Annotated in this window: 9 protein-coding genes; 2 read left to right on the plus strand and 7 right to left on the minus strand. The window is 43.5% G+C overall.

Annotated features, from left to right (window positions below; translation table 11 throughout):
* Nucleotides 1–330 precede the first annotated feature (330 nt).
* The gene (gene tpiA, locus CTER_RS23700; protein ID WP_004629713.1) at nt 331–2271 is read right to left on the minus strand and encodes a triose-phosphate isomerase; all 1941 of its coding nucleotides are present in this window, start codon (nt 2269–2271) and stop codon (nt 331–333) included.
* A gap of 450 nt (nt 2272–2721) precedes the next feature.
* Here tpiA and CTER_RS23705 point away from each other — a divergent pair, with 450 nt between their 5' ends.
* Complete coding sequence (locus CTER_RS23705) at nt 2722–3366, plus strand: pentapeptide repeat-containing protein (protein ID WP_004629937.1); 645 nt, start codon at nt 2722–2724, stop codon at nt 3364–3366.
* Between the two features lie 222 nt (nt 3367–3588).
* Here the strand turns inward: CTER_RS23705 and CTER_RS23710 are convergent, their stop codons facing one another.
* From CTER_RS23710 to CTER_RS23725, 4 genes are all read right to left on the minus strand, one after another.
* Complete coding sequence (locus tag CTER_RS23710) at nt 3589–4326, minus strand: sugar phosphate isomerase/epimerase family protein (protein ID WP_004630141.1); 738 nt, start codon at nt 4324–4326, stop codon at nt 3589–3591.
* Entirely contained in the window at nt 4316–5374 is a 1059-nt protein-coding gene (locus tag CTER_RS23715; protein WP_004630087.1) for a Gfo/Idh/MocA family protein, read from the minus strand. Before CTER_RS23715 ends, CTER_RS23710 begins: the two co-directional genes overlap by 11 nt.
* An 86-nt stretch (nt 5375–5460) precedes the next feature.
* On the minus strand, nt 5461–6429 hold the full coding sequence (locus CTER_RS23720) for a sugar phosphate isomerase/epimerase family protein (protein ID WP_004630275.1): 969 nt from the start codon (nt 6427–6429) through the stop codon (nt 5461–5463).
* Between the two features lie 49 nt (nt 6430–6478).
* Complete coding sequence (locus CTER_RS23725) at nt 6479–7561, minus strand: Gfo/Idh/MocA family protein (RefSeq protein ID WP_004629665.1); 1083 nt, start codon at nt 7559–7561, stop codon at nt 6479–6481.
* A gap of 251 nt (nt 7562–7812) precedes the next feature.
* Here CTER_RS23725 and CTER_RS23730 point away from each other — a divergent pair, with 251 nt between their 5' ends.
* Nucleotides 7813–8634: an AraC family transcriptional regulator gene (locus tag CTER_RS23730; RefSeq protein WP_004629918.1), complete on the plus strand. Its 822-nt coding sequence runs from the start codon at nt 7813–7815 to the stop codon at nt 8632–8634.
* Between the two features lie 25 nt (nt 8635–8659).
* Here CTER_RS23730 and CTER_RS23735 read toward each other — a convergent pair whose 3' ends face one another.
* Nucleotides 8660–9646, minus strand: coding sequence for a CPBP family intramembrane glutamic endopeptidase (locus CTER_RS23735; protein ID WP_004629990.1), 987 nt, complete (start codon nt 9644–9646; stop codon nt 8660–8662).
* A gap of 15 nt (nt 9647–9661) precedes the next feature.
* Nucleotides 9662–12016, minus strand: a complete 2355-nt coding sequence (locus CTER_RS23740) for a preprotein translocase subunit SecA (protein ID WP_004630210.1) — start codon at nt 12014–12016, stop codon at nt 9662–9664.
* Nucleotides 12017–12303 lie beyond the last annotated feature (287 nt).

Below are 12303 nucleotides of genomic sequence, written 5' to 3' on the forward strand. Positions count from 1 at the left end.
TATTTAAGCTCCCATTGCACACATCATTTTGGCGTATTTTGCGCCATGCACAAGCAGATCTTAAACAGGCTCTTATATTTTAACGGTTACTATTTAAAACTGGCTATAATGTCCATTTTACAAATCCTTATCACAGTCATCCTGTCACATTTATAAATATTCCACTCGGGGGCTTGTGACAAACATTTTTATTTGATAAAAGTTGTAAACTTACAACTTGACCCCCCAGCACCTACCGGAGGGTCAAATTTGAAATTATATAATTCACTGAACGTAATTTATAAAGTCATTTATATACATTTATAGCAGTTGAACTTTTATGCGGTAATTTTAAGCGTTAGCTATTACTGTAAATTCGTCAACCTTTAAGCTTGCTCCGCCGACAAGTCCGCCGTCGATATCCGACATTGCAAAGAGCTCGGCTGCATTCTTTGCATTTACGCTTCCGCCGTACTGTACTCTTACCTGTTCGGCTACTTCTTCACCATAGAGCTCGCATACAAGCTGTCTGATTATGCCGCAAACCTCGTTAGCCTGCTCGTTTGTGGCTGTTTTACCTGTTCCGATAGCCCAGATAGGTTCATAGGCTATGACAGTCTTCTTAACCTGCTCAGCTGTGAGGCCAAGCAAGGCAACCTTGATCTGGTATCTTACGTGGTCGGCTGTAACTCCCTGTTCTCTCTGGGTAAGGGTTTCACCGCAGCAGATTATTGGAGTCATTCCGTAATTGAATATGGCATGAGCTTTCTTGTTGATCATTTCATTGGTTTCACCGAAATACTCTCTTCTTTCAGAGTGTCCGATTATTACATAATCAACTCCGAGATCAGCCAGCATCGGGCCTGAAACTTCACCGGTGTAAGCACCTTTTTCCTCCCAGTGCATGTTCTGGGCTGCTACCTTTATGTTTGTGCCTTTTACAGCTTCAACAACTCCGGGCAGGCAAACAAAGGGAACACCCACAACTACTTCATTTGAAGCATCTGCAATACTTGCTTTCAATTCATTTACAAATGCAACGGCTTCCTTTGGAGTCTTGTTCATTTTCCAGTTACCTGCTGCAATAGTCTTTCTAGGATTTTTGTCCATAAGTACAGCTATACCGGGAAGAACCTTTCCTTCGAGGAATTCCAGCGAAGCTCCGCCGCCTGTTGAAATATGAGTGATCTTATCCGCAAAACCAAGTTGTTCAACAGCAGCCGCTGAATCTCCTCCTCCGACTATTGAAAGAGCGCCTGACTCCGCAACAGCTTTTGCAACTTCCTTTGTACCTGTAGCAAAATTAGGGAATTCAAATACCCCCATCGGTCCGTTCCAGATAACTGTCTTGGCTTTTCTGATTTCTTTTGAAAACTTCTCTATTGTGAGTGATCCTATATCCATACCCATCCATCCGTCAGGCATGGCATCTGAAGGAACATATTTTATTTCAGTGTCATTCTTGAATTCCTGTGCAACCATGCTGCCTATCGGAAGCATCAGGTTGACTCCCTTTGCCTCGGCCTTGGCCATAAGAGTCTTTGCAAGCTCAAGCTTGTCGTCTTCACAGATTGAATTTCCGATGTGGTAGCCCTTTGCCTTCAGGAAGGTGTAAGCCATACCGCCGCCGATTATTAAAGTATCAACCTTATCTATAAGGTTTTCAATAACTGCGATTTTGTCGGAAACCTTTGCACCACCCAGTATTGCAACGAAAGGTCTTGCCGGGTTGGCCAGAGCCTTGCCCATGAAATCAATTTCCTTCTTGATGAGATATCCGCATACGGCGGGTAAATAATCTGCAAGACCTGCAGTTGAAGCATGAGCTCTGTGAGCAGTTCCGAATGCATCGTTTACAAAGATTTCAGCCATGCTTGCCAGCTGTTTTGCAAACCCGGGATCATTCTTTGTTTCTTCCTTGTGGAATCTTACGTTTTCAAGCATAAGAACTTCTCCGTCCTTCAATGCAGCAGCCTTGGCTTTAGCATCTTCACCTATGACGTCCTTTGCCATGATAACTTCTTTTCCCAGCAGCTGGCCCAATTTAACTGCTGTGGGCTTCATGCTGTATTTATCTTCAAAGCCATCCTTCGGCCTTCCCAGGTGGGAAACCAAAATTGTCTTTGCTCCCTTGTCAACAAGGTACTTGATGGTAGGAAGTGCACCAACTATTCTCTTATCGTCAGTGATATTTCTATCAGCATCCAATGGTACGTTAAAATCAACTCTTACAATAACTCTTTTTCCAGCCACATCGATATCTTCGATGGTCTTCTTGTTCTTCATACTCATAAGTTCACACTCCTATATATATTTTAATAACACATAGATTCAATAAAAATTTTCCTGTTATAGAAAATTTTTTTATCCTTATATGCCGTTTTAACGAGACTGATATGCTCACCGTCTGAAAACCGGATCAGTAAGAGGTACATGTGTCCCCAAAACAATTCGGACATTGCCGTCCCGTTATAGAACTGAGTCTAAATTTCAGGAAAATTCTCTTATTTGTCTGCTGTCGCACATACTATGTATATTATCCAATTTTCCATAGAATCATTACACTTGGTGGATGATTCTTTTTAAATAACCAAAGTAATTTTACCTCTTTTTCAGTGTTATTTCAATAGTTTGTTAGTGAATTAACAAAATACTTTACATGACATGTACCGGATTTTTTGATAAACTTATTGATATAACTGCAACTAATTTATTAACGGTAAAACGGGAGTGAAGCTGAAAATGGTAATACAGAGGCCGCAAATACCGCAGGATCTGGCAATATCCTGCAATGTGGGTGAAATAATTTCTGAACTGATGGAATCCGGCTATGATATAGAGAACTATCAATTTAAAAACGGTATATTTGATTGTACTTCATACTCAGCTATGCTGTTCTTCAATAAATGCATATTTGAAAAGTGTACCTTCAATAAAAGCAATAATAGTCATATATTTGAAAACACGGTTTTCAAGGATTGCGATTTGAACGGCATGGACTTTACCGATGCAGGCTTCAACAGCGTGGAATTTATTAATTGCAATATGACCGGAACTAATATGACCAGGGCCAAGCTGCATGATGTGACAATAAACGAATGCAGCTTGCGGTATTCCATTTTCTCCAATGCTGATTTTACGCGGGTTTCCATCCAAAAATCAAATCTGTCCAACTGCTATATATGGGAAGCAACTCAAAAAGACCTGTTTTTCTCCGAATGCAACCTCACTTCGGCAGAACTGGCAGGCACCATGCTAAAAGGCATTGATTTCACCACCAGTGATATTGATGGACTTTTATTGAGAGGGCCGGAATTAAAGGGTGTGATAGTCAATGAATTTCAAGCCCTGGCTCTGTCCAAAATACTGGGTATTATAATTAAATAGTACTTTAAATTAACGCGTTGTGCTAATTAATTTAATTTTTTACTTTACCCAGGTGATATTTTTATATCAACCGGTAACTTCCGCACTAACTTCATAAAATAAGGACGCACCCAAAACAATTACCAAAATTGTATCGCCTCATTTAAAGCGGCACAGTTTATGCTGAAAAGGAGCCTGAAAAACGTTTTACCGTCCTCCAGACTCCTTTTCATAGAAAAAAATTTATTTACGCAGGTTGTTAATTGATATCCTTATGCTTTCAAACGGGTCGATCCTTATATCGTCCTGTTCAATTGCCACCCATTTAAAGCCTGCCTGTGCCGAAATATCATAAAGCCCTCTGCAGTCGATAATGCCGGTACCTACTTCGGTCATCTTTTTTTCTGTCCTGTCGGCCATATCCTTGATATGAATGGTTTTTATGCGTGAAATATTTTTTGTAAGATATTCCGCAGCCTCCAGGCCGGCATGTGTTACCCAATAGCAGTCAAGCTCAAGGGATACGTTCCCGGGAGATGTATTTTTAAGTATAATATCCTCTGCCATTTCTCCCGAAAACCTAGGTTCAAATTCGTGGGCATGATTATGATACATAAAATGTATGCCGTTCCTGCGCATCTTCTCGCCCCATTTTTCAGCTTTTTCACATAAACGCAGCCAGCCGTCCCTGTCCGCGGACTCATACCAGGCCAGGCTTATATATTCAATCTCCAGTTCATAACAGTATTTGACAAGTACATCCAGCTCATTGGTCAGAATATCGGCACTGGTATGAGTTCCCAGGGCTTTTAAATTGTATTTCTTAAGCATTTCCCCCATATCGTCCGAATTGATATCAAAGAAGGAATAAAACTCAACACCATCATAACCGGCTCTGGATACTTCCTTTAATACATTTTCGAAATTCTCGCCGCATTTTTCTCTTAAGGAATAAAGCTGCAGGCCTATATCAGGTTTCATAAATATCAACTCCTTTTATACATTCACCGCATTTGGCGGATTCAAATATTGCATCGATAATCCTCATTACACGCATTGCCTGGGCAGGTGTAACAATCAATTCCCCCTCACCCTTCACAGCCTTTGCAACATTATCATAATAATCCTTGCAGTCGGGCTCCATTTGGGGCAGAGGGAGTTCATCGATTGTTTCCACCGGCCTCGGCGCCATGGTCTTTGTCGGTCCCGCACTGGTGTGTACGATACCTTCCTCCCATTTGAACTCAACCAGGTTGGCTTTAAGAATTTTTCCGCTGCATTCCCAATCGTTTATGACAAGTGTTCCGGAATCAGTGCTTATATGCCATCTTGGCAGCGGAATAAAGGTATAGGTGTCAACCTCAATCAAAGCACTTAGCCCGTTTTCAAATTTAAGCAATACTTTGAAGTTATCATCCACACCCTCAAACTTCACGCTGAGCAGATGGGCGTAAACCTCTGTAACAGGACTGTCCACAAGCCAGAGCAGCTGGTCCAGCAAATGTACTCCCCAATCCAGTAGCATTCCGCCGCCGGCCTCCCTGACGCATCTCCAGTCTCCGGGAATTCCCCGGGAGCCCTGAACACGGGATTCAATGTAGAAGGGCTTTCCTATAAGCTTCCTGTCAAGGGCTTCCTTCACTATCCTGAAATCCTTGTCCCAACGCCTGTTCTGATGAACTGTAAAAATTTTCTTTTCCTGCTTTGAAACCTCAAGGACTTCCTCCAGTTCCTTTGCATTCATCATAACAGGCTTTTCGCATATGACATGCTTTCCGGCCCTGAGTGCCTCAATGGAAAGCTCCTTGTGGAAATTATTCGGGGTGGCTATTATGACGAGTTCAGTGTCATCCGAGAGGCATTCCTCCAAGGTGGAATATCCCTTATACCCTTTTTTAACACCTTCCTGGACTTTCTGAGGATTTATATCATAAACCCCGGTTATTTCTATTGAATTTATCTGTTTTATCTGTTGGGCATGAAATGACCCCATGCCGCCAAATCCGATTATTGCAGCTTTTATACTCAAATTGACCTCCCAAGCCGTATCACGGCTTTGAACCGCACAGCGGCCACAAAATATTGATGAAGAATTTTCCTTCGTATCCGGTGTGTTTATGCCCACCACATGCCGGTCGGCTTTTCTTCGAACAACATCACTCTTTTCAGGAAAGCAACTGCTTTCTCAAGTCCTTCCTTCGAAGTCATGAGGCTGTCTTCATGTTCAATAGACATAACATGATTGTACCCTGCAAGTCTCAGCTCACTGCAAATTGCCCTCCAGACCTCTTCCCCGTGGCCATAGCCCACAGTTCTGAATATCCAGGACCTTTCATTTTCTCTTCCAAAGTGTTTGGAGTCCAGGACCCCGTTCCTGCTCGTATTATAAACATCAATTCTGGTATCTTTTGCATGGAAGTGATATATTGCTCCCTTCAGTTCCCTTATTGCCGCCACGGGATCAATACCCTGCCAGAACAGGTGTGACGGATCAAAATTTGCTCCGATTATATCACCCACCGCCGCTCTCAGCCTGAGAACCGTGTCGGGATTGTACAGGCAGAAGCCCGGATGCATTTCAAAGGCTATTTTGTCCACACCGTATTTTTTTGTAAACTCGGCAGTCTTCTGCCAATATGGTATAAGGACCTCATTCCACTGCCATTTCAGAATTTCCTGAAAATCATCTGGCCAGGCACAGGTTACCCAATTTGGATATTTCGAATTCTCACTGTCCCCGGGACAGCCGGAGAAGGTTACAACCCGGTCCATACCCAATTCTCCTGCCAGCTGCACCGCCGCCTCATATTCCCTGTGGAATTTCTGTGCTATCTCCTTCTGGGGATGTACCGGGTTGCCATGCACCGACAATGCGCTCAGAGTCATTTCATATTTGTCAAGGGTGTCCTTGAACTCTTTTATAAGGCTCTTATTCTTTATAAACTCGACGGCATTGCAGTGTGCGGTTCCCGGGTAGCCTCCGCAGCCGATTTCCACTGCCTCTACTCCGATACATTTCAAATATTCCAGGGTCTGCTCCAGACTCTGATCACCCAATAAAACGGTAAAAACTCCCAGTTTCATACAATCTCCTCCAAATATCAGTCAAATTTTGATATATAATTTTGATTTCCTAGTCATTAAAGTACACCGGTTTGCCGGTGCTGGCAGATTCATATATGGCCTCAAGGATCTGAGTGACCACCAGGGCCTGTTCCGGGGTTACTGTAAGTTCGCCCTTGCCCAGGACCGCATTGATAAAGCTCAGCTGTTCAAGTACTTCAGGCTTTTGTTCCCCTCCTTCGAAGAAAGCGACTCCTCCGGCATTAAAATCAGGTTTGAGAACATATTGATTGCCGTTTTTTACACCGTTGATTCTGAGTCCGTCAAGCATATCTGCTCCAGCTTGGGTACCGCACAGTATGGTCGCGGCCTCCAGGTTCTCCAGGGAATTCAGTGCCCAGCTGGACTCAAGTAGGATTGTGGCACCATTTTCCATGACAACAAAGCCAAAGGCGCTGTCCTCTACTGTAAACTCTTCAGTATTCCAGTCACCCCAGATATTACCGGTATTCTTTTGACTGTTCAGCTTGTGGTATGTAGTTCCTACGGCATATTTGGGCTTGTAGTTATCCATCATCCACAGTGTAAGGTCAAGTGCATGTGTTCCGATATCTATGAGGGGACCTCCGCCCTGCTCATATTCATTTAGGAAAACTCCCCAGGTGGGAACAGCTCTGCGTCTGATAGCCCTTGCCTTTGCCATGTAAATTTCTCCCAGTACACCATTTCGGCATTCTGCCTTAAGGTATCTGGAATCCGAACGGAAACGGTTCTGGTAGCCTATGGTCAGCACTTTGTTGTTGGCTTTTGCAGCGTCCACCATTTTTTTGGCTTCAGCTGAATTTATGGCCATGGGTTTCTCACACATGACATGTTTGCCTGCGTTGAGGGCGGCTACCGTTATTTCACTGTGTGAACGGTTTGGTGTACACACGTATACGATTTCAATGCTGCTGTCCTTGAGCAATTCCCTGTAATCGCCATAAGTTTTTGCGTCTTTTGTACCATACTCTTTTGCAGCCTTTTCAGCCTTTTCGGGAACGATATCACAAAAAGCCGCCAGATCAACCAAACCTGTCTTTTTTACACTGGGCATCTGCTTTCCGTTTGCAATTCCGCCGCAACCAATTATTCCTGCTTTTAAATTTGCCATACTATCCTCCGTCTGCGTGCTCCTCACGCTAAAAAGTAATAAAAACACCTGTGTTTTGCCGCGCTTCAGTACGCTGAATTGAAATTGTCTTCTGCTCGCATTGATGTATCATAATAATGTATTATAATGATGTTTTATGATGATATATTATATTGACAATGATAATATGCTTTTGATAATATCAAAAGTAAATTACTCTATAATATTAGACAAAAACTGATGTTTGTATAGAAATCTTAAGAGGTTGGCCTATGAGTGCTTATTTTGAAATATCCAGGGAATCGGATAGTAAAATTCACATTTTCAGAGTCATGGATAATTACTGCGAACCCCATTTTCATTCCAATATTGAATTGGTATATGTCGTCAGCGGTAAAATGAACATCAACATCAACGGCCAGATCAAGTCTATGACCGGAGGCTGCATTTCAGTTGCAAACAGTTATGACATACATTCCTATACAAATATTGAAAATTCGGATTCCATAGTCATGATAATACCTGTGGAGCTGGTCAACAGCTACATAGCGGCTATTCGTTCCAAGGTTTTTTCCAGCTCCTTTATCGAGAGCTGTGAGAACACCAAAAACATATTCAACGTAATGGAAAAACTGCTCCAGGCCCAGGATTCCTCCAACGAACTGGTCAGCAAGGGTGCGGCTTACTATATACTGGGCCTCCTGTGTGATTGTGTGGAGCTTATTGATAAACCGGCGGTAAGCAGTACAGACCTTGCAAGAAAAATTCTGGTTTATTTGCAGCAGAATTATTTGAATTCCCTGTCCATAGAAACTCTTGCCAGGCATTTCGGGTACAACAAGGACTATCTTTCCAAGTTTTTTAATTCATATCTGGGCTGCGGTTTTAACAGCTATATGAACGCCCTGCGTTCCCGCCATGCCGCTCAGCTGATTTCAAGCGGCAAATCAGACCTTACGGATATTGCCTTCATGTCGGGCTTCGGAAATTACCGTACCTTCAACAGGGCTTTTCTGCAATCCTACGGCATTACTCCGTCGGATTACAAAAAAAGACTTGCAGGCTTAAAGCGTGCAAGTCAGCTTTGCTTATAGGAATTTATAGCTTTTTATTGAAATGTTAAATTTGACTTTCCGACATAATATCAGAGCTGCTTTGATTTTTCCCAGCCCCGGCCAAAAGCGTAATTATGATGGCGGCCACCAGTACTATTGTAACTCCGAGCCCGCCCTCCAGTCCGAAATCTCCTCCGTTGATCAAGGTGCCTGTTCCCGCCGGCACAAAGGAAAAAACCGAGGCCTTTATATTTATACCGCTGACTGCAATTCCAAAAATGTTTCCCTGTACGAAATTCCACATGGAATGTATTGCACAGACTCCCCATATATTTCCGGTACGGAGCATGTAGACCGAAGCAAATATGCCAAACAGCGTAAGGTTTATAACAGGCAGCAGTGATATTCCATTGTTTAAAATATGCATCAGGGCAAACAGTATGGAATTCAGCAGTATTGCAACCACAACCGTTTTCTTTGCCGCTATGGAAACCATAAAATATCCTCTCAGCATAACCTCTTCGCTCATACCCTGGAAAAGGAAAGCCAGGAAAAAAGCAAAGACAAGTCCAAGGCTGTTGCCCAAAATCACCCCATTAAAGGCAAGTGCTCCGGTAAGCCAGCAAATCAGGACTCCAGCTCCGAACATCACCGCACCGATGACCAGCCCCAGCAGGTAATTGAAAACAGCTTTCCTCTTTACAAAACCCATCGAATAAAGGCTGCGCTTTTCTATAAATCTGCAGTAGACTATGACCAATATTGTCACGATAATTGTACAGAACAGGGTTAAAAGGCTGAACCAATTCACGCTCATCATTTCCCTCGCATAATTCATACTGTCAGCCGGATTTGTGAAATCAGCCCTCCCGCTTGAGATATCGGCCACAACCTTTATAATTGCTCCAATGGCCACCGGCAGACCGGCCGCAATCTGTGTAACAATAAACACTGCAATGAATATCAGCACCTGTACTGCCAGGTTGGGCCTGAACCGCGCCTTTTGTGCCTCAACTACAATATCAGGCTTGTTTTTCAATAATTCCAGCATATTGGACCTCCTGTTTTAATTTATTCCGAATAGTGAAAACCTCTTTACTTTAATATTGTCATTTATCATATATGTCCAGGTGGCAGCCGGAGTACTGTACCCTCTTACGGCAAAATCAGCCTCACTTACGCCGAAATCCGTCTGCTCCAGCTCCTGCAGCATGTCATCCTCCAGCCTGTTCATAAGAGAGTCAAACTCCTGTATAACCAGCTTCCGGTATTCATCCAGAGGGACTTTTCTGGTAGCTCCCACCAGGTGAATGCCTTCCTGTACACTTTCACAGTACTCCAGAAAAGTATACCAGCATTCATCAATAAAGTGAATGGCTGCCCTTTTTCCAACAGCATCGACCTTCCCGGTGCCATACTGCCCGCACAATTCCCTGTACAGTTCAGGTCTGCTTGCCGGCAGCAGGGGCGCTGCCTTCATATACAGTATTTCATCCCGTTTTTTTGTCAGCAGTCTTCTCTGGTATTCCAACAGCAGGGAATATTTCCCAAGGGTCTTTCTGGCATCAAAGTTCTGGCCGTCAACTACCCTCTGGATATGATTTATTAATGAATTCAGCTTGCTGTCCTCAATTTTCTCCTCCTGCCTGTAACCCAGATATTTTTTGGGCAGCAGCTTACGAATCTCAAACCTGTTGAGGAGCTCGTCCTCAAGGCTGATAAAAAACCTGGAAGCCCCGGGGTCCCCCTGCCGGCCTGCACGCCCTTTCAGCTGCTTATCAATCCTGATACACTCGTTTTTGTTTGTACCTATCACATACAGGCCGCCTAAATCAAGAACCTTGTTGGTTTCCACAGATGCCGGACAGCCATCTCCCAATTTTATGTCCACACCTCTTCCGGCCATATTTGTTGAAACGGTGACTGCACTCAGTTTTCCGGCATTTGCTATTATTTCGGCCTCCTCAGCATCGTTCCTGGCGTTGAGCACCGCACAGTCAATCCGGCAGTTTTGCAGCCTTTCTGCAAGGCTCTCGGACTCCTCTATACTTGAGGTTCCTATGAGTATGGGGCGGCCTGACTTATGAACTTCCAGAATTTCTTTTATTATGGCTCTGTCCCTGGCTGCTTTATGAGTAAATATCTCATCGGGATAATCCACCCGTATACATTTTTTGTCCGGTTTAACCACATAAACCCTCCGGTTATAGGCATCCAGGAATTCCTCTTCCGAAGACTGGGCCGTTGCAGTCATACCGGCCATTTCAGGATAAAGACTGATAAAATTCTGTATGGTGATCCTGCCAAGAATCCTGCTGTTCGGTGTATAACTGATCCCCTCCAGAGCCTCTACCGCCATTTGCAAGCCAACATGCCACTTTCTACGTTCGGCAACTCTTCCGGTGAATTCATCTACTATCTCTATCCTGTTGTCCCTGACGATATAGTCAACATCCCTTTTCAAAAGGGTTTTGGCGTGCAGCAGATTGTTTATGAATGTCAGCAGCTCCAAATTGTCCCCGTACAGGTTTCCGCAGTTCAACTCCCTTTCGAGAATGCTTATTCCGGTATCGGTAAGAAAAACATTCCTTTTGTTTTCATCAGTGAGATAATCAATCTCCGGTCTTAATTTCTCAATGCTCTGTACCAGCTTTTTATCTATACTCCCACATTCATTACCGTCTTTTCCTGCTATTACAAGAGGAACTCTTGCTTCATCTATCAGGATGGAGTCGGCTTCATCCACTATAACATAGTTAAATGAACGGTGTACAAGTTCTTCCGGACTGTATACCAGTGTATCCCGTAAAAAATCAAAACCTGCTTCCTTGGGAGTCATATATGTGATATCCGCCCTGTATGCCTTTTTACGGCCTTGGGCTTCCATGGCACCCTGAATGAAATCAACGCTCAGCCCCCAGGCAGAATATACGCTCTTCATCCATATGGCATCTCTTCGGGCCAGATAATCATTAAAGGTCAGAATATGAACACCCTTGCCGGCAAGCGCATTCAATACCGCCGGAAATACCGCCGCCATGGTTTTGCCTTCGCCGGTGGGAAGCTCGGCGATATTCCCGAAGTGGAGAGCTATACCGGTGAGAAGTTGGGAGTCATATGCCTCCAGCTTGAAGCTGCGCCTGCAGAGTTCTTTTGTTATGGCATAACATTCCGGCAGATAACTATCTGTAAACGCTGTTTCTCTCAGCAGTTTGTTGAGCAAAACATTGTCCGTGTCACGGCAGTCCTTGTACTTATCGGTCAACCATGCAGAAAATTTGTCTTTAAATTCTTTTACTCGATTTTTGAGCCCTGCGTCGGAAAGACCGGTTAATTCGATCCGTTTTATTTCTTCCAGCAGTTTGTCATACCCGGAAAATTCAGCCGGCCGGGCCAGTAATTTTAACATTTTTTTAAACATAAAGTCCTCCTGTATTTGATTAACTTTTAATGATTCATCAAACACAGAAGGCCCGGATCCTTAATAGCTTTATATATTGTTGTAATCTGCCGATTCCTTCGTCCCAGAATATCCAGATCAATTGAAAGATGACCCGATATAATTTTGCAACATGCCGCAAACACTCCGATACTTATGTGACACAGAAGTGCCGCACGGAATATTTCCAGCTGCATAATAATTGGATATTGTATAAAACATGATAAAAACAGCAATAAATAATTATTTATAAGCATTTAGTTTTTCCT

This window comes from Ruminiclostridium cellobioparum subsp. termitidis CT1112 (genome assembly GCF_000350485.1).
Taxonomy (GTDB): domain Bacteria; phylum Bacillota; class Clostridia; order Acetivibrionales; family DSM-1351; genus Ruminiclostridium; species Ruminiclostridium termitidis.

Coding starts and splice junctions, on each gene's coding strand:
- tpiA (WP_004629713.1), bottom strand. CDS start 2,271: ATGAGTATGAAGAACAAGAAGACCATCGAAGATATCGATGTGGCTGGA.
- CTER_RS23705 (WP_004629937.1), top strand. CDS start 2,722: ATGGTAATACAGAGGCCGCAAATACCGCAGGATCTGGCAATATCCTGC.
- CTER_RS23710 (WP_004630141.1), bottom strand. CDS start 4,326: ATGAAACCTGATATAGGCCTGCAGCTTTATTCCTTAAGAGAAAAATGC.
- CTER_RS23720 (WP_004630275.1), bottom strand. CDS start 6,429: ATGAAACTGGGAGTTTTTACCGTTTTATTGGGTGATCAGAGTCTGGAG.
- CTER_RS23725 (WP_004629665.1), bottom strand. CDS start 7,561: ATGGCAAATTTAAAAGCAGGAATAATTGGTTGCGGCGGAATTGCAAAC.
- CTER_RS23730 (WP_004629918.1), top strand. CDS start 7,813: ATGAGTGCTTATTTTGAAATATCCAGGGAATCGGATAGTAAAATTCAC.
- CTER_RS23735 (WP_004629990.1), bottom strand. CDS start 9,646: ATGCTGGAATTATTGAAAAACAAGCCTGATATTGTAGTTGAGGCACAA.
- CTER_RS23740 (WP_004630210.1), bottom strand. CDS start 12,016: ATGTTTAAAAAAATGTTAAAATTACTGGCCCGGCCGGCTGAATTTTCC.